12 protein-coding genes are annotated in these 20,377 nt (G+C 45.6%); 3 read left to right on the top strand and 9 right to left on the bottom strand.

Annotated elements, in window-relative coordinates:
• Positions 1-46: 46 nt before the first annotated feature.
• The 9 genes from CPIN_RS33280 to CPIN_RS33320 form a co-directional block, all read right to left on the bottom strand.
• On the bottom strand, positions 47-604 hold the full coding sequence (locus CPIN_RS33280; RefSeq protein ID WP_012794286.1) for a hypothetical protein: 558 nt from the start codon (positions 602-604) through the stop codon (positions 47-49).
• Between the two features lie 74 nt (positions 605-678).
• Positions 679-1,260, bottom strand: a complete 582-nt coding sequence (locus CPIN_RS33285) for an HPP family protein (protein ID WP_044220299.1) — start codon at positions 1,258-1,260, stop codon at positions 679-681.
• A gap of 149 nt (positions 1,261-1,409) precedes the next feature.
• Complete coding sequence (locus CPIN_RS33290) at positions 1,410-2,243, bottom strand: aldo/keto reductase (RefSeq protein WP_012794288.1); 834 nt, start codon at positions 2,241-2,243, stop codon at positions 1,410-1,412.
• Between the two features lie 91 nt (positions 2,244-2,334).
• On the bottom strand, positions 2,335-3,186 hold the full coding sequence (locus CPIN_RS33295) for a helix-turn-helix domain-containing protein (RefSeq protein ID WP_245552054.1): 852 nt from the start codon (positions 3,184-3,186) through the stop codon (positions 2,335-2,337).
• Positions 3,187-3,301: 115 nt separating this feature from the next.
• Entirely contained in the window at positions 3,302-4,627 is a 1,326-nt protein-coding gene (locus CPIN_RS33300) for a vanadium-dependent haloperoxidase (protein ID WP_012794290.1), read from the bottom strand.
• A 3-nt stretch (positions 4,628-4,630) separates the two neighbouring features.
• The gene (locus tag CPIN_RS33305; RefSeq protein ID WP_012794291.1) at positions 4,631-7,960 is read right to left on the bottom strand and encodes a VCBS repeat-containing protein; all 3,330 of its coding nucleotides are present in this window, start codon (positions 7,958-7,960) and stop codon (positions 4,631-4,633) included.
• A gap of 87 nt (positions 7,961-8,047) precedes the next feature.
• Positions 8,048-9,637 carry a SusD/RagB family nutrient-binding outer membrane lipoprotein gene (locus CPIN_RS33310; RefSeq protein ID WP_012794292.1) on the bottom strand — a complete coding sequence of 530 codons (1,590 nt, stop codon included), beginning with the start codon at positions 9,635-9,637 and terminating at the stop codon, positions 8,048-8,050.
• 5 nt (positions 9,638-9,642) lie between these two features.
• A complete protein-coding gene (locus CPIN_RS33315) occupies positions 9,643-12,753 on the bottom strand; it encodes a SusC/RagA family TonB-linked outer membrane protein (protein WP_012794293.1) in 3,111 nt (1,036 codons plus the stop codon).
• Between the two features lie 877 nt (positions 12,754-13,630).
• A complete protein-coding gene (locus CPIN_RS33320; RefSeq protein WP_012794294.1) occupies positions 13,631-14,602 on the bottom strand; it encodes a glycoside hydrolase family 43 protein in 972 nt (323 codons plus the stop codon).
• A gap of 315 nt (positions 14,603-14,917) precedes the next feature.
• Here CPIN_RS33320 and CPIN_RS33325 point away from each other — a divergent pair, with 315 nt between their 5' ends.
• The 3 genes from CPIN_RS33325 (at position 14,918) to CPIN_RS33335 (ending at position 20,376) form a co-directional block, all read left to right on the top strand.
• A complete protein-coding gene (locus CPIN_RS33325; RefSeq protein ID WP_044220304.1) occupies positions 14,918-15,475 on the top strand; it encodes an RNA polymerase sigma factor in 558 nt (185 codons plus the stop codon).
• A 155-nt stretch (positions 15,476-15,630) separates the two neighbouring features.
• Complete coding sequence (locus tag CPIN_RS33330; RefSeq protein WP_012794296.1) at positions 15,631-16,815, top strand: FecR family protein; 1,185 nt, start codon at positions 15,631-15,633, stop codon at positions 16,813-16,815.
• A 264-nt stretch (positions 16,816-17,079) separates the two neighbouring features.
• Positions 17,080-20,376, top strand: coding sequence for a SusC/RagA family TonB-linked outer membrane protein (locus CPIN_RS33335; RefSeq protein WP_012794297.1), 3,297 nt, complete (start codon positions 17,080-17,082; stop codon positions 20,374-20,376).
• Position 20,377 lies beyond the last annotated feature (1 nt).

Genomic DNA, 20,377 nt, shown 5'->3' on the forward strand with positions numbered 1-20,377 from the left:
GTCTAAAATTAACAGCTATTTATATTCAGGGATTGGTCATTTCAGATCATTTTTTCTGACCGTATTCATTTTGTTCATTTACAAGGAAGTACATCTGGTAAACACAGCTGTCTTTTATCGTTCTGAACCAGCTAGAAGACTCATTCACTTTCAGTCGTATCTGGTTCAGCATATTTTCATTCAGCTTCCCCTTGTAAGAAAGCCGGATATCCGGTCGTTTCCGGGGCAATAAAGTAAACTGTATCAGTACCTCTCCTGTATCCTTAATACCTGTCAGCTGATCCAGTACCAGGTTCTCACTCTTCCGGATGTACCCCGCCAGCGTATCCAGTTCAATGCGCTGCTGTACTTTAGCTTGTACTGTCAGCAATATTACCTGCTTCAGGCTATTCGGACCGGCCGACTTTTTCACTCCCTGATCGGGACTATATGCTTTCCAGTCACCTTCATAGGCTTTTCCATCAGCAGGATTAACATATGTTTTGTCGCCATTTAGTTGAGATGGATCTTCCGTCGCCTTGCGGGCAGACTTTTTATCCGTGCAGGCATATATACAGGCAATACTTCCGATTAGCAGGAATAACGTGGTTATTTTCTTAGGCATGGATACAATATGAGACTATAAAATTAGAATATATTAATATACATGCCCAAAAAGATCCATGAAAGTCCGGATTTTTAATGGGCATGTCTTCTTCTTCTGATATGCCAGACAGGACGATGCGGATACTTCCGGTGAGCAGTCATGTTATTGAAAAGCAGGGCGACCAGCAGGAGGATCAGGACTCCTGACAAAACAGGGCTTAGTACATATATATACCCCAGGTCTTTGATACGCTGCGTACCGATATTGGCAATCAGGGCTGTTGCGCCCCCGGGAGGATGTAAGGTTTTAGTGATCTGCATCAGTACAATGGAAAACGCCACGGAAAGAGCAGCTGCCAGCCATAATTCATTGGGCACCAGCTTGTGAATAGTCACACCCACCAATGCACAGATAAGGTGACCGCCTACGAGGTTTCGGGGTTGTGCCAGTGGACTATTAATAATACCATAAATAAGGACGGAAGAAGCCCCAAAGGAGCCGATCAGGAAGATATTGTCAGCGGGGTCAAGAAATTTGCTCTGCAGAAAGCCAATAAGCCCGATTCCGGTAAAAGCACCCAGAAAAGTCCATAAATGTTCCCTGAAGTCCAGTAATGTCTCCTTGTACAGGACATAACGTACCCTGCGCATGTGGCGCTTTACTTTTTTTCTCATTTTCCCTGAAGTTCCCGTTTTATGAGCCGCAAAGTTACGCCAAAAAAATTTTGAGTTACCAGCAACTCCTTATGAGAAAAACACCCGGAAGATTCCGGGTGTATGACATAGATTCTGATTCGTTACAATCCGCTCTCGGATGTATGTTGTTAGAAATTAAAGTTTGCGGGATCAGGCCCCATACGGGCGCCTTCATCCAGACTGTTAAGAATCTCCATATCCTCCTGTGGTAACACAAAATCAAACAACTGCGCATTCTCTATGATCCTTGCCTGGCGAACGCTTTTGGGAATGATCACAATCCCCCTTTGCAGATTCCAGCGTAACAGCAGCTGCGCTATCGTAATCTGATGCTTTGCGGCTATTCTTGTGAATATCTCAACACCAAACGCCCGACCGTGCATCAGCGGAAACCAGGACTCAAACTGTATCTGATTCGCTTTTGCAAAAGCAACCAGGTCCGGCTGTTGCAGGAAAGGATGAAACTCTACCTGATCTACCATAGGGGCAACACGGGCATTCCCCATCAGATCTTCCAGCTGGAACTGAAGAAAGTTAGATACTCCTATCGCCCTGACCTTGCCCTCCTGGTATAAAGTCTCCATGGCCCTCCAGGTCTCCTTATACTTCCCTTTTACGGGCCAGTGTTGCAGGTAAAGATCAAGATAGTCTGTACCCAGCCGTTGCAGCGAATCATGAAAAGCCCTGATTGTCGTGTCGTATCCCTGATCTGAATTCCAGACTTTTGTAGTGATGAAGATGTCTTTTCTGGCTACCGGATGACTGGCAATAGCCGCCCCAACGCCTTCCTCATTGTAATAGGCAGCAGCAGTATCTATATGCCTGTACCCTGCGTCCAAGGCATAGGTCACAGCATCGCGCACTTCCTGTCCGTTCTTCGTTTTATAAACACCGAGTCCCAGGTAAGGCATGTGCACGCCATTAGCCAGTGTGACAGCGCCATCTATAGTTGTTATGTTCATTGTTATAACTTTTACGTATTGAATGGTACTGCAAACTTAGCATGTATCCACACGTAAACAGCTATAATAAACAAACTAAAAGCTGTAAAAATCAATCAATCGACTTGCGGAAAACAGAGGGACTGACAGCCGTGTTCTTTTTGAAGAAATTGATAAAGTGCGGTAGCTCCTCAAAGCCGAGACTCCAGCCTACTTCCGAAATGTTCCAGTCCGTATGCTTCAGCAGGGAGCGGGCTTCCTGGAGAATACGTTCACTGATCAGCTGTGAAGTGGTTCTGCCAGTCGTTTCCTTCAGTGCCTTGTTCAGGTGATTGACATGGACAGATAGCTGATTAGCGAAATCGGTCGCTGAACGCAACCGCATCTGCTGTATGGGAGATTCTACCGGGAACTGTCGTTCCAGGAGTTCCATAAAAAGGGAAGATATTCGCGTAGCCGCGTTGGTATTGGTATATAATGTAGCCGCAGGCTGCAGACGAATGGCTTCATGCATCAGCTCGAAGACACATGTTCTTAATACGTCATATTTATAGGCAAAATCAGAAGCGATCTCTCTCAGCATCTTATCAAAAATACCCTGTACCTTTTCAAACTGCTCGTCAGACAACACATAGATCGGTTGCCCGCCCGGTTTCATCACCGGATATTCATGGAGTCGGCTGGCGCCGAATTGCTGAAAAAAAGCTTCCGTAAAAATGCAGAAATACCCGTCATGCTCCTCGTCCGGCACATCATAGTGATAAGGTACCTGCGGATGGGAAAAGATCAGCGCATTCTTGTCTGTCTCAATCACTTTATCTGCATACTCATACCTGTTGCGCCCCCTGATCAGACTGATTTTGTAATATTCTTTCCGATTGTGGGCAGAACACTTTCTGCCCGCAAAGTCTTCCAGTTTGAATACATTGAAATGCCCCAACTCTTTCTTAAGATTGTCAGGCATCCAATTCAGTTTGGAACGATAAAAGGTTTCTATACTTTCTACGCTTTCCATCCTGCAAAGTTACAAAATTCAATCAAAATACCGGAAACAGTAGCCATTCCTCTTCTCGGGAAACTTAGCGGCCATATACAGGCTTAATACCCGCATCCCTGATCCTTTCCACTACCTTTTCTCCTACCTTATGCCCCTGAACAACACCATTCTCGATCGCATCGCGGAAGTGAATACCGCCATATAAACGGGAAATAGCCGCTTCATTACAGGCAGCCTGGAAAGAACTGAATTTGCGGGTGGGGATTTCAAACATCTCCTCGGTATTGTCTTCATATTCAAAATGATCTCCCATCATGTAAGTCAGCACCGTTGCCACCGCAGAAGACACAACACTATGCCCGCTGGTATACTCCGGAAAAGGCGGGGTTTGTAACAACGGTTTCCAGCGCACATCCATATACTTGTTGATATAGGTTTCCGGGCGGATACGGTTGCTGGTGTATTTGGAATCCCAGCAACTGATAAAAGCATCCATCATCGTTACAGCTGCTAACGTATGTACTAACACCGTCTTATCAAAATCCAGCTGTACTTTCCGGGCAGCAATGCCGGTAATATTCATCCAGTGACCACCGGGGGTGATCTTCTTAAAGCCTATAGCCATATGTCCATAAGTACTTACGGCAAACGGATTACAATCCCAGAACGACGCGATTGCCCTTTGTCCCATATTCAGACTCACTCCTGCATCATGCACCTCCTTATTCAATGCGTAAAAAGCACTACCTGTATCCTTACTGAAAGGTACCGGAGGCAAAGGCAGAAACTGGTTACAGGAATCAATCACCATCGGACGGATCGTTTTCCAGTGAGGCTCCACGGCTTCAATATAAGCGGGGGGTGTCGGATACCAGTAACCCTCCCCTTTTGCCGGCGTATAACGCACCCTCGTACTCAGTTTTGTATACCCATCCGGCCGCGCCCACTGCACGGATTGTTTCGCCACATCTACCGCTACCGCAATGGAATTACGGATGATACTGTCCGGCGTTTTGTCTTTTTTAAACAATAATACCAGCTTCTCCTCATCCTTCTCCAGCATAAAACCCGATGGCAGCATCAGTTTGCCGGTCTCCAGAATACTATATACAGCTGCAATACGATAGTCGTACACCCTGCCGCTGTCATGTACTGCAATACCGGGATAGGAAGCAATAAAGCGCTTTGCATCAGGAATCTCTTTATTATGGGCCGCCACAATACTATAGGCCGACATCATCGCATAACTATAAAAACGACAGGCGGCAGGTGGATTCACCACGTCATGCATCATCACCATTGACAATGAAAACACCGCTGGTTGTATATAATCGGTAAACGTATTCTTGTGTTGTTGGGCATAACCTGTCTGACAAAGCAGCAGCAGGATGATCATCCATTTTTTCATAGCTTAGTTGACTTTAAACAGGGTTATTCCTTTATTGTTGATACCGATCATGATATAAGGATTGCTGCCAATATTCACCACAGCAGCAGATTTCACATCTCCTTTTACACACAAGCCGGACTGCGTCTGCGAAACATATGTAAAACCACCCTTTCCATCTCCTTTCAGCAGACAACCATAACCGGCGTCAAAACTTCCCAGTTTGAGACGATTATCGCTATGGTTGCCCAGCAACAAGAGGTCCATCTTACCGTCTTTGTCATAGTCAGCCGCCAATATCTTCGATACCACAGAGAATTGCGCTTCAACAGGCAATGGAGTAGTAACAAACTTACCATTGCGGTATAAGAAACAGCGGGTCTTTGTGTCAGTAGCTGTTAACTTACCCGCCTGACTCAGCTCTTCCGCAGAAAAAATATCCTTCATGTTTGCATTGGAATAATGCCGGTACGAAGAGAACTTACGGCGCATCGGATAAATCTGATCATTCAACTCATCCCGGCTCACAAACGGATAGCTGACACCTTCAATATAGAAATTCAGGAAAGGATCTATGGAACCATTCTTATCGAAATCAGCGTAATACAATTCTGCAGGTTGTTTTGCAGACGCGTGCAGCTGCGTATTCTCCCCCATATTGCCCGCAATGATATCTTCATGGCCGTCTCCATCTACATCTGCCAGTGTCAGCCCAAACCAGCAACCTCCTTCTGACTGTTCAAAGTACAGGGCAGTAGCATCCTGAAAACCACCTGTTTTATTGAGAAAAACCATCAGCGGCATAAACTCGCCACACATGACCAGGTCTTTACGGCCATCCCCGTCAATGTCTGTCCAGCGCGCATCCGTGATCATACCACTATTGGCAAAAGGAACATTGGCAAGGGTAAACTGGCCTTTGCCATTATTGACCAGCAGATACGACGTCGGTGGCACCGGATACTTGCCGGGAATCACCCTTCCTCCTACAAACAGGTCCATATCTCCGTCAATGTCAAAATCACATGGACGCACACAGGATTTACTGCTCGCACTGACATCCGGTAATGCGCCTTTAGAGAGCATAAAATTGCCTTTCCCATTGTTCAGGTATAACTCGTCCTGTAAAGCCGGCGTATTGGGCTCAAAAAGGCTATAACCGCCTTTTGCTACGTAAAGATCAGGAGCCCCGTCACCATTTGCATCAAAAAAGGCGGCGGCCGCTACCTGGGAAGCCACCTCCGTTCCTGACACGATTTTAGTACCCTGCGTAAAACCACCACCTGCTTTCTGCAGGTAAATGGCAGCAGCCTGTTCATGATCTCCCGCGATGTACAGGTCTTCAAGACCATCTTTATTTACATCCGCCTTTTCAAACACGGGACCTGTCCTGGAGTACATGAACATCATCAGCAACTGACGCTTGAAGTCATTCTCAGAAATATCGCTGTGCCTATAAGTAAAGAGACTGTCCGCGTTACGGAACCAGCCGGGCATTGTCTTATGTGATGCGGGTAAACTTGCATCCGGCGCATAAGCAACTGTCAGCAATTGATTGGCAGCTACATTTGTCAGGCGCTGTACCTTGTTATCAGGCCAGATGATCCGTACAGAATCCACCTGTGTGTTATCCCCCAATCCAAACAGCAAACGGGTAGAGACCGCAGAAAGATAACCACGGTTAGGATTGACTTCCTGATACTGGATATTTCCCTTATTGTATACATATACTTTGGCGCCTACGGCAACCGTATTCATACCCGCCCCTTTCAGTTGCAGGGAAAGATAAGCAGCGGCCTTGCCCTGTTCACGGCTCATATTCTGATACACCGCAGCCGGTTCATTGATCTTATTGATCACCAGATCAAGATCACCATCATTATCCAGATCAGCATAGACAGCGCCACTGGAAATCCCACCGGCATCAAATCCCCATTTTTGCTGCATATTGGAAAAGGTGAGGTCTTTATTATTACGGAACACATAATTCTGCAAAGAAGTTGAGGGCATTGCCGATACCAGGTCCATCAGGAGAACAGGCTCTCTGTCAATCGCCTTCTTTACTTTATAGTCACCCCAGTAGCGCAGGAAATCCTTATTGGTATAATCTCTGAGATAACCATTGGTGACAAGAATATCCTTATACCCGTCATTGTCCAGGTCTGCTATCAGGGGGCACCAGCTCCAGTCTGTATTCGACACACCGGCCAGTTGTCCTATTTCACTGAAAGTCCCATCCCCATTATTCAGTTGCAGCATATTACGCATGTACTGCTTATACAGATCCTGGGAAATCATCAGTTCAAAAGACTCATAATTCTCCTGCAGCTGTAACAACTTCTGTCGCTGGTTATCTTCCGGCAACATATCCAGGGTCATGACATCCGGCAGTGCGTCATTGTTAAAGTCAGCAATGTCAACACCCATAGAAAAGTGAGACAGGTGACTGAAACAGTTGGTAGCATCTTCTGCAAAGGTGCCGTCGTGTTTATTTATATAGAGGTAATCGCGTTCATTGTAATCGTTGGTGACATAAATGTCCTGCCAGCCATCCTGGTTGATGTCAGCAATAGCTACCCCCAATCCGAAAGTCAGTGGGTTTTGTATGATACCCGCCTGTTTACTGACTTCCGTAAAGTGGTTATTATCGTTGCGGTATAGCTTATTACCTGCCAGGGGATCTGTTTCATTTTTGTACCTGGCAAACTCCATATTATCGATCTTGATCACATTATGATTCAACAGAAACATGTCAAGATCGCCATCATTATCATAGTCAAAGAAGACGGCGTTCGTACTATAGCCGGGATCATCGAGCCCATATTCTTTGGCTTTCTCTGCGAATTTCGCGTTCCCCAGGTTAATAAACAGCTGGTTTCTGCGTAGTTCATCGCTCTTTTTACCGGAATAACAAACATAAATATCCAGTAATCCGTCCCCATTCACATCTGCCATGGTCACCCCTGTTTTCCATCCTTCAGGTCTGCCTTCCAGGTCTTTGGCAGCATTGCGGGTAATATCTGAAAAGACCATATTGCCTTTGTTCAGGTAAAGCTTATCAGGTCCCATATTGGCAGTAAAGAACAGATCCTGTAAACCATCGTTATTGATATCGCCAACAGCAACACCTCCCCCATTATAGAAGTATTCATATGCCAGCACATTGAACTTTTCGGTTTCATTCAATGTATTGCTGAATTTAATGTTGGTAGTTTTTACTGGTAACTGCTGAAACAAAGGCTGCTGAGCAATGGCGGCTGAAACACGGAGTGTGAGTAACAGTGTAAGAAAAATACCTGGTCTGACTGCGGAGCGTGGACTGCATTGGTGTATTGCTGTGGAATAGCTTATCATTCGGGTAATTTTTTGCTGAGGGCGGTATGTAGGATAAAAGCTAATGCGACCACTGAGGGTCGCATTAGCATAAGTTCAATAGTTATATTACTGTGCATCCCACCATATCCTTGCAGTGTAGGTATCACCACCCTGCAGGCGGCCTACGGCAGCTGCATAGTTAACCGGATTGGTTGAGCCTTCGGTTGACTGATAAGCAATTCTCCTTGGTATAGTACCACCGGTGAAGTTACCTATGTAGTTAACCGGAGTCAGAACAGGATAACCTGATCTTCTCCAGTTAGTCCAGGCTTCAATGAAGTTAAATAATAAACCATTTGTGGCCCAGTATTGTTCATTGATCTGTTTCATTGATGCAGCGGTAGAACTTACATCAAGCGGATGCGCAGTCGCATAGGCATCTGCTGTAGCGGCAGAAATAGCCGCAGCAGAACTAAAAGTAGCCAGTGACTGTAAAGCTGCAGACACGCCATTGGAATAGTGTGTAGCTGCGGAACCTGTTACTGTCCATCCACGTACAGCCGCTTCCGCCAGCAACAATTCTGTTTCAGCATAAGTCAGTACAAACTCAGGTGCACTACGACCGAGATAAACAGCGGTAGTCGGACGGGAATATTTCCCCAATGGATAGACATCGTTTCCTGTACCGGTACTGCCAGGATAATCAGACCTTTTGGTCACGTCTGTCGTACCACCTGCCAGGTCATAGCCATTCGGCATGCCTACCTGCACATTAGGATCTTTATTACCAGCCAGTGCACTGTTTGTACCATCCTTCAGACCTACCGGAGGTATCTCGGAAGCAACATTCAAACGAGGGTCATTGTGGGCTTTCAGATAATCAATCAGTGGTTTAGACCATTTTACTTCCCGGTAATCTTCTACTACCAGCAGGGCGCTGCTTGTACCATTACCATTACCGGTAGAGTTATCTGTAGGACAAACCGCGTTATCAGAGATACCGGCAAACGTACCACCTGCTGCCGCTTTTTCAGCATACTGACGGGCCAGTGTAGGATTGGCCTTTACAATACGCATCGCAGAACGCAGCATCAGCGAGTACCCAAACCGTTTCCATTTAGCGATGTCTCCACCGTAAAACAGATCTGAAGTCAGCTTGTCAGCCGCCGGATCAAACGCATTGATAGCGGTTTCCAGTTCTGACAGCATAGACGTATAGATAGACTCCTGTGTATCATAAGTCGGTGTAAATGATCCTGTCTTGCCTTGCAGCGCCTCTGTGTAAGGCACATCACCATAACAATCCGTAATATGCTGTATAAGCAGTATTTTCATGATCGTACCGGCGCTTGCCAGGTTGGTCAGTCCCTTGTCTTTGGCCAGTGTTACCATTTCATAGGCAAAACTGGCGCCCTTGTAATCATCATTCCATAACTGGTTCTGATAACCAATGATACCGGATGATGCCACATACTTATCCCCATTACTATAATAGTTATAAGTAGAAGACAGCAATTGCGCCCACATACTCTGGAACAGCAATTGTGCATATCCTGTATTTGCATACTGATACTGAGATTTGGCCAACAGCAGGTTCGCATTGTATTTGGAACCATCCACAGCAACAGGGTCAGAGTTAATCTCATCAAAGTCATGGGTACAACCTGTCGAGAACAGTGTCAGACCCAGTGTTATATATAGCAGACCTTTTTTCATGTTCATTATTTTTTAAATTTTACGTTCACATTCACACCATAGGTACGGGTACTTGGTAAACTGGTACCTTCGATACCTGCGTAGTTGATGAGTGAAGAAAATCCGGATTCTGGGTCTATGTTGTCAGACTTGCGCATGAGGGTAAGCAGATTACGTGCTACCAGTGATATACCGATAGATTCGAATGGTGTTTTACCCATTACCTTGCTACCCAGGGTATAACCAAATGTTAACTGGCGCAGTTTTATGAAGTCCGCATCCAGTACGCTGTTTTTGGAGATCTTATTCGCATATGCCTGGTAATAGGACTGCGCATCTACGTTCGTTGTATTTTTCTGTCCTGTGCTTTCAATGATACCATCCACTACGATACCTGATTCTCTGCCTGCCAGGGTTGATTTATCCAGACCACGGAATACCGCATAGTCTTTTGTGGCAGACAGGATCTTCGCACCAAACTTACCATCGATCAGGAATGACAGGTTGAAGCCTTTAAAGGAGAAATCGTTATTGATACCACCGAAGAACTTAGGCAGTACGCTACCCATTGGACGCAGCACACCATCATTGATCGGCAGACCGGAATTATCCAGCAGTACTTCACCTTTGTCATTGCGTTTGAAATCATACGCCAGGATCTGCGGACCAGCTAAACCTTTTACGAGGGCCGTATTTGCGTTCAGCGGACGGTAGGTACCCAGTGTCAGGATCGTACTGCTGCTGTTGTCGCCATAAATATCCAGGATCTTGTTCTTGATATAAGTACCGTTCACAGAAGCATTCCAGGTGAAACTGGAGCTGGATACGATTGTACCATTGATCTGTGCTTCAAAACCAGTGTTCTGGGTAGAACCGGTCGGGAAATAAGCTTTTTCATAACCAGTTGCCGGAGAGATGGTACCCTGGATGATTTCGTTCTTCGTCTTACGGTGGAAGTAAGCGAGATCAACCCCCAGTCTGTTATTGAAGAATTTCAGTTCCAGACCAACTTCCGCTTCTTTCAATGTAAATGGTTTCAGGAACAGGTTAGGCAGTGTAGAAGAAAAATCACCAGTGCTGACGCCACCAATGGTACTTCCCACATTGTAGTAAGATTTGGTGATGTAGGCATCCACCGGCTCACCACTCGCATTCGCATAAGAGGCACGTAACTTACCATAAGTCATCTTAGGAATGTTCAGCAGCTCAGAGAAAATAAAGCTACCTGATACAGAGGGTACAAAAATGCTTCTGTTATCAGAAGGCAGAGTAGAATACACATCATAACGACCAGTTGTTCCGATAGTCAGGAATCCTTTATAGGAGAAGTCCGCAGTGTAATAGGCAGACTGTGATTCTCTGGATTCATAGTCGTAGTTCCTGCTGAAATTGGTAACGTTACTGTAAGAATATACATAAGGTATGATATACTGGTTACCAGCTACGCCTACCATTTCCCAGGTTCTCTTACGAAGGTTACCACCGACAGCCAGGTCTACCTGCAGGTCTTCCACGATGTTCTTTTTGAAACCGATCAGACCATCCGCGTTGAACTCCGTTGACTGTTCATTACGCAGATCCAGATCACCGCTTACGGTTGTACCATTAGGCAGTGTACTTGTGGAATAAGCCGTTCCCCATGGAGTTACCTTAAATTTGCGGTCGTTGATATTATCATAACCCACACGACCCTGAGCATATAAGAAGTCAAAGAAATCGTAACGGACAGTCAGTGCAGAGATCCAACGTCTTCTGTCGATGTTATTGATATACTGATTTACGACAAACCATGGGTTTGTAACATAGTTATCATCCGTCCATACAATCTCACGGCCGTTGTTGTCAGGATTAAAACCTGGCTTCAGCAGATCTTCATTAATGTTTGTAGCCAGGAAAATACCGTTGTTCGCATTCAGCGGACCATCACTCAACTGAGGACGGTTCTGTGAGCGGTCATCGATATAGTTTACCATAGCACTCACTTTGAGTTTGCTGGTCAGGTTCTGATCCAGGTTCAGGTTGAAGGTTTTACGTTTCAGACCACTGCTCCTCAACACAGAGTGATTGTCCATGCTGGAAGCAGACACGCGGAAGGTACCTTTTTCACCACCGCTGGATACGGCGATTGTATTGGTAAAGGTCGGACCTGTTCTGTAGAAACGGCTGATATTATCATCTACAGCGGAATAAGCGTACGAGTTACCATTGAACTGCGGCGTCATGGTGCCGTCCAGTTTTGAACCCCAGCTTAAACGGGTACTGGCCAATGCGTCAGTTGCGTTAGCAGGTTTTACACCGTGCTGCCCCTGACCATATTCATATTGAAACTCTGTAAAGTCGATCGCTTTATCCAGTGTGTAGTTCATGTTATATTCCACCTGCATCGTACCTTTCTTACCACTCTTGGTAGTAATGAGAATCACACCATTTGTAGCACGGGTACCATACAATGCAGATGCAGAAGCACCTTTCAGTACAGTCATACTTTCGATATCATCAGGGTTGATGTTAGAGATACCATCACCATTATCAGAACCGCCCCACTCACCTGCTGCACCTCTTTGTGAATTATCCATCGGCACACCGTTGATAACATAGAGCGGGCTGCTGGCGCCAAAGCTTGCCATACCTCTTAACAGTACCCGGGCAGAAGAACCGGGACCACCGTTTGTACCACTTACACTCAAACCAGCCACACGGCCACCGAGAGAGTAAGCAACGTTGGTTTCACGCGCCTGTGTGAGAGAAGCACCATCCACTTTGGTGACAGAGTAACCGAGTTTTTTGGATTCTTTGGAAATACCCAAAGCGGTTACAGTTACTTCACCTAACTGAGAAGAAGATTCTTCCATGCTCAGGTCAACGGAAGTCTGACCAGCTGCAACTTTAATTCCCTTTGAAGTATAACCTATCAGTGATGTTTCAAGTGTAATTTCTCCTTCGGGTGCATTCTTCAATGTGAATGCGCCATCAGCACCCGTGATTGCAAAGATATTTTTCCCCTGCACCTTAATACTTACAGAACCCAGCGGAGCACCGGATTTAGAATCTTTGACAGTTCCCTGCAACTGCCTTGTCTGAGCCAATGCTACCGTGGAAAGAAGCATCGCAACAAACAGCAAATGTAGATGTCTCATTATCGATTTAGTTTTTGGTTAGAGAATAAACAAGTGACAGACACTTGTGGGCATAGAAGAGCTGGTCGCCGTGCGACATTGTTTCCTTTCATTGTTCGGTCAGTTAAAAATTTGGTTGTCGAAAAAAATACTTCCCCCTTATGCTAGTTCATAGCAATGTTTACACTTTCATTGTTGCTGAATTTTGGTCTCGCTTATGTTTTTCACAATACTATCTACCCACTATGTTAAAAAGACACTTATTATCTTTGAAACACATTATTGGTGCCTTACATAGCAGGCAGATAGCTGTAAACTCAGTAGAAATTTGAGATGATTAAATTATTGTTCATTGTTCTAACTTCCCGTTTGCAAATCTGATTTTGTTTTTTTTGATTTGATTGCAGAAAGAAAAAAAGTTCAAATAGTTAGCTGTTCAATAGTTTATTGATCCAAAGTCGCGCTATACTCTTACGAGTAATACAATTCATTGTTACTGTTTGTTCCAAAAAATCGATAAATGACAAGTTTCTATACATGGACGGTTGTCAAACCGCGAATTTCATAACCAAAATACCGCTTACGCTTTCTCGTAGTTCACGTTCGTTGTTCACTCTCTTTTGTTCACTATTATTTAACACAATGAATGTACTTAATTTTAACATTCTGTACAATAGCAATTGCGTTGTACATAATTATAACCATTTGCGCGCATCACCAAATACTATTTTAACACTTATTGGTTGTATGTAAACCGTTTTAGCTATTGATTGACAGGGGATTTCAAGGTAAACGATTACAATACTATTTTGTCAAAAAAAGACGCCGTCACCCCTTCAGATGACAGCGTCTTTTATACACTTATTCAACAGACCGTATAGCCTGTAAATGTGACACTTTATTTCAGTTTATCTGCTTTAACGCCCTCTTTTGTGATCTTCACAGGAACGATTAATCCATTCTCGTCAAAATGCATTTCATCAATACATACGACGCGGTTGTTAGCAGCAGTTTCTGTCAGCGGACGTCTGTGGTAGATAATATACCAACGGTCTGTTCCCGGTACGTTTACTACAGAATGGTGACCTGCGCTGGTAGCTACGGATGTATCCTGTTGCAGGATCTTACCAATACGTTTGAAAGGACCTACCGGAGAATCAGCGATAGCATAGGCAACGGAATATTCCGGGCCACCCCAGCCACCTTCTGACCACATGAAATAATATTTACCATTGCGTATGAACATAAATGGTCCTTCCACATAACCGGCAGGCGTTATTTCCTTAAAGGTATTACCGTCTTCAAAAGGCGTGAATCCTTTAAAGTCGTTGTTCAGTTTTGCGATGTTACAATGACGCCATCCACCATATATAATATAGTATTGTCCGTCTTTGTCATGAAAAACGAATTGGTCGATCGGTTGTGCCTTATTATGGAATTTGTCAATCAGTGGTTTACCGATATGGTCTTTATAAGGACCTCCTGGTTTATCAGCTACTGCTACACCGATACCACCTTCTTCGTTATCACTCTGGATATCATTGGCGGCAAAGAAGAAGTAGTATTTGCTGTCTTTCTTTACGATAGCCGGCGCCCACATCGCCTTTTTTGCCCATTTTACGGCTGCCGTATCCAGAATGTGTGGATGTTTAGTCCATTTAATCAGGTCCCGGGAAGAAAAGGCATCAAAAAACACCTGTTTCTCATATTTGTCTGAAAATGTAGGATATACCCAATACTCTTTACCCCATATAACTGCTTCAGGATCAGCGTACCATCCCTGCATGATAGGATTACCGGACGTTTTTTGGGCGGCTGCGGGTAAAGTGGCAGCTGCTGCCAGTAATAACAATGTTAAGACCTTTCTCATAATATAATTTCCAGTTTGAAGCACAATATAATAATTGACTACCCAGGTTGTATACATCGGCCGGTATTCTCTGCCAAAGAGGCCATTTTCAGTCTCAGAAAAACCGCTAACCAATTCATAACCAGTCCACTAATGCACTTCACAGCAATAGACCAGTAAGCACCAGGGACCAGACCAGACAAATAAAACTATTAGATAATATATCCGCAAATAGTCAATCGAAAACCGCTATTCTGCCAAAACGTTCATCACATCGGACAGTTTCGATATCATTTTTTGTTCCTACTTTTACCGCAGCATTCAAACGATAGGAAATTGTCATATTCATCCTTACCAGAGGAGCAGGAATTATTACGGCAGATTGCCAGGGGTGACGAGTCTGCATATACACTTGTATTTAATCATTATAGTAAACAAGTGTTCAATGTAGCCATGCTTTATCTGAAAGACACCACACCGGCCCGGGAGGTCGTACAGGAGGTTTTTCTGAAAATATGGCTGAAAAGGGAAACTATGTCCGATGTGGAAGACCTCACCGGTTATCTCTTCATTCTTACCCGTAATCATATATATGACAATTTCAAAAAACAGGCTAATCTCCTGAAAGCACTGGACAGCTTCATCCAGTTACAACCTGCAGCCATTGCAGATACCGACCACCGCCTCCAGCAACACCAGTACGATCACCTTTTGAACAAAGCGGTATCCAGCCTTCCCCCTGAACGTAAAAAGGTATATATCGCCCGTAAAGAGGGACTGAGTAATGAAGAGATCTCCCATAAAATGAACATTTCCATTCATACTGTCAAGAAACAGATGCAACTAGCCGTACAAACAGTCAGAAGTTTTGTGAAACAGCAGCTCCATATCTGACCTTCTTCCCCTTTTCCCGGTAATGTCCTGAAAATAAAACCCCACTTTTCCACAACCTACTGAAAACCAGTAATAAAAAAAATTTCTAACGGAATACTCCTTTCGATTTTGACGATCGTCTTTATATCTATCAACCCAGTGCCAAACTATCGTTTATGACAATACCTGAGATAAAGCGATTGCTAGAAAAGTATAAACGTCGTGAGATTACCCCGGAAGAACACCTGCAATTAATGCAGGCCGTGCAGGATGACGCCTATACTGCCGCCATCAAAGCTGATATAATGGACACATTATACGGCGAAACGCCCGATATGGGGTGGGATGAGGGCCAGGCTGCTGCAATGCTGGAAGGTATTTTCAGCGATGGGATGGCGGAACGCCGGCATCTGCGGGTGGTAAAAAGAAGAAGACTGGTATATCGCTCCTTAGCTGCGGCTGTGGTAGCGGGGCTGATCGCCACCGGGGTATATTATATATCCCGGACGGACAAACAGGTAACTCCGGTAGTTGCCGTAAAACAGAAGCCACTATTGCCCGGGTCTAACAAAGCCATGCTGACCCTGGCCGATGGTACAGTTATACCGCTGGACAGTGCAAAAAACGGGGCTTTGGCGCAACAGGGGAATACGCAGATCACCAATACCAACGGCAGACTTAGTTACAACGGAGGCGCCACAGGAGAAAAAGTGATGTATAACACCGTCGTAACGCCACATGGCGGACAATACCAGCTGACACTTGCCGATGGTAGCCGCGTATGGCTGAATGCCGCCAGCAGTATCAGGTTCCCGACGGCCTTCACGGGTAATGACCGGACAGTGGAAATTACCGGCGAAGCATACTTCGAGATCATGCAGCAGGCCGACAAGCCTTTCCATGTGAAAGTGAATGAGGTACAGGTGAACGTTTTGGGCACCAGTTTCAATATAATGGCCTATCAGGACGAACAGGCCGTGAAAACAACCCTGGTTGAAGGCGCCGTGCAATTAAAACACGGCAACGATGCCAGCTTACTGAAACCAGGCCTTCAGGCCAGCCTGTCAGCCAAAGACGATCATTTTGTGGTCTCTCCGGCTGATATGGAACAGACACTTGCCTGGAAAGAAGGCAAGTTCCGCTTCAGGAATACGAATATCCGAACCATTATGCGACAGCTGTCGCGCTGGTATGACATCCAGGTGAGCTACCAGGGAGATGTGTCTGATATCGACCTGACAGGGGTACTATCCCGGAGAGAGGAAGCCGGCAACTTACTGACCGCGCTGGAAGCAACTCAAAGGGTACAATTTGAGGTCAGCGGAAACAATGTAACCGTACGACCCTGGGGACAACGGTAAAGCCTTCTCAGAGAAGGGGACCGCATTATGTAAAAACTAAAATTTTTTTCCAGTTATGACCACGTAAGAAATTAACGTCTGTCAATTCCCGGTAGAAAAAACCGGATTCCGACTGCCATCGGAACCCGGTACAAATTGGCTACCAATTTCCTTAACGTTTTTGAAAATCGATTATTAAGCCAAGAACACAAAAGTATGGAACTACGCGAGACCTGCAAGGCCTTTCCGAAGGGAGGCTTCTTGCATAGAAAATTATTGTTAGTTATGAAATTAACTGCTATTCTGACCCTGGTATTTTCACTCAATCTGAGCGCCAGGTCGTATTCACAATCTGTTACCATTACAGGCAAACACCTCGCCCTTTATGACATCTTCAACAGCATCAGTAAACAGACCGGCTACGAGTTTGTATACGATGAGAAAATGCTGAACGGTACAGGTACTATAGATATTAACTTAAAAGGGGCCAGCATTGCAGCTGTATTAGACAACTGCCTGAAAAACAAGCCGCTTTCTTATACTATCACCGACAAGATCATTGTCATCCGTCCCAGAGCAGCCCGGAAAGAAGCAGCTGTCACGGCTGAACAACCTGCTGCTCAGGTGGAAGGTACTGTGGTGGATGGTGCGGGCCAGCCTTTGCCGAATGTTGCGATACAGGTAAAAGGGACTACCCGTGGCGTACTGACCGATGCAAAAGGTCACTTCTCCATCCAGGTAGAAAGCACAGACGTACTGGTGTTCAACTATGTTGGTTATGACAAAAAAGAAGTACCGGTAGGTACACAGACCTCCCTGCAGATTGTATTGCAGGAGTCTAACAAACAACTGAACACAGTCGTGGTAACAGCGCTGGGTCTGAAAAGATCTGAAAAGTCTATCACCTATGCTACCCAGCAGGTGAGCGGTGTGGAGCTGACCAAAGCAAAAGATCCAAACCTGATGAACACCCTGAACGGTAAAGTAGCCGGTCTGAATATCTCTTCCAGCTCTTCCGGTGTGGGTGGTTCTGCAAAAGTGATCCTGCGTGGTGCTAAATCCGGTCTCGGTAGCAACCAGGCATTATACGTGATCGATGGGGTGCCAATGAACAACTCCCTCACCTCCCAGCCTAACAGCTCTTATGGTGGTAGCAGTTCCTACGATGGTGGCGACCCGATCTCCAACCTGAACCCGGACGATATCGAAAGCGTATCCGTACTGAAAGGTGCATCCGCAGCTGCCCTCTATGGTAGCCAGGGTGCAAACGGTGTGGTACTGGTAACCACAAAAAGTGGTAAAGCCGGTCGTACCATTGTAAACTTCTCTTCCAGTCTGACACTGAATACCGTTGCCTACAAACCTGAATTCCAGAACAGCTACGGTCAGTCTACCGCTACCAGCACACAAAGCTGGGGTAGCAAACTGGCAGGTGGCGCACAGGACAACCTCGGTTCCTTCTTCCAGACAGGTAATAACCTGACCAACTCTATCAGCCTCTCCGGTGGTACTGATAAGATGCAGACATATTTTTCTTATGCAAACACCTCCGCAAAAGGTATTGAGCCTAAGAATAAACTGTCCCGTAACAATATCAGCTTCAAAGAAACAGGGCATTTCCTGAATGATAAACTGACTGCTGAAGCAGATGTAAACTATATCACACAGACAATAGACAACACACCGCTGAGTGGTTTCTATTTCAATCCGCTGACAGGTCTCTATCTTTTCCCTCGCGGTAAAGATCTCGCACCATATAAAAATGGTTTCGAAGTATTTGACCCGGCAAGACGCCTGATGACACAGAACTGGGCGTTCAATGAAGACATTCAGCAGAACCCATGGTGGATCGTAAACCGTAACCAGAACTCTCTGGATCGTAACCGTTTATTGCTGAATGCAAGCCTGAAATATGAAGTGAACAAATGGCTGAATATCCAGGGCCGTGGAAGCATCGACCGTATCAATGACGTATACGATCAGAAAGTATATGCAGGTACCGTAACTACACTGTCTCCTGCAAATGGTGTGTATATCTATAGCAACACCACTACCAGCCAGCAGTATGGCGACGTGCTCGCTAACTTCAACATCCCGATCGGAGACAAAATCCGTATCACGGGCGTACTGGGTGGTAGCATCAGAGACGTCATCACCAAAGGTGATAAATACAACTCTGGTCAGGAAGGTCTGAACATCCCGAACATCTTCGTGCTGCAGAACTTCAAAGCAATCAACCCACTGAATACAGGTACCCTGCAGGAAAACCATAGCCAGGTACAGTCTGTATTCGGTAGTGCCAACATCTCTTATAAAGACTGGGCATATTTAGACCTGACTGCACGTAATGACTGGGCTTCTAATCTGGCATTCACACCATCAGGTTCTTATTTCTACCCTTCCGTAGGTCTGAACGTGATCCTGAGCTCCGTAGCGAAACTGCCTGAATTCATCAGCTTCGCGAAAGTACGTGGTTCCTTTGCACAGGTAGGTAACTCTCCGCTGGCTTACCAGTCTAATCCTGCTGTATACACATTCAGCGCAGGTGGTGGCTTCAGCATCAACCCATCCGCACCATTCACTGATCTGAAACCTGAAAAGACGAACTCACTGGAGTTTGGTACTGAATGGCGTTTCTTTGACAACAGACTGAGTGCTGATGTTACTTACTACAAAACAAACACTAAAAACCAGACATTACAGATCAGAGCTCCTCAGGGTTCTTTCTATGATAACTTCTTCATCAATGCCGGTAACATTCAAAACCAGGGTGTGGAAGCAGTAGTACGCTATGACGTACTCCGTGACGGCAAACTCAAATGGAATACAGGTCTCAACTTTGCTACCAACCAGAACAGGATCAAAGAACTGGCTCCTAACGCACCAGAATTTACACTGAGCGGCGCATCCGGATCCAACTATGTATCCAAGTTCAAAGTAGGTGGCTCCTTCGGCGACATCTACGGTACCGTATTACAGCGTGATGCACAGGGCCGTGTGATGATCGATGCAAATGGCAATCCAATCAAACAGGGTGGTGACTTCGTATATCTGGGTAACTCCAATACCAGGTGGCAGCTTGGATGGAACAACAACCTGGAGTACAAAGACTTCACCCTGTCTTTCCTGATCGATGGCAAATTTGGTGGTAAGGTAATGTCTATCACACAGTCCGTGATGGACCAGTATGGCGTATCCAAAGCAACCGGCGACGCAAGAGATGCAGGTGGTGTAGCAGTGAACGGTGTTGACCCTAACGGCAATGCTGTTTCTATGGTAGATGCACAGAAATGGTATTCCTCTGTAGGTGGTCGTGAGGCGGCTTCCGGTGAATACATTTATAGTGCGACAACTGTACGTCTGCGTGAAGTTGCGCTGGGTTATACGATTCCTGTAAAAGGCACAAGTTTCATCAGAGCGATGAAATTGTCTCTGACAGGTCGTAACCTGCTGTACTTCTCCAAGAAAGCACCATTCGATCCTGAGCTGACAATGTCAACGGCTAACGGCCTGTCCGGTGTGGATATCTTCATGCCGCCAGCAACCCGTAACTACGGTCTGACCCTGAACGCTACCTTCTAAT

It is taken from the genome of Chitinophaga pinensis DSM 2588, assembly GCF_000024005.1.
Lineage (GTDB): Bacteria > Bacteroidota > Bacteroidia > Chitinophagales > Chitinophagaceae > Chitinophaga > Chitinophaga pinensis.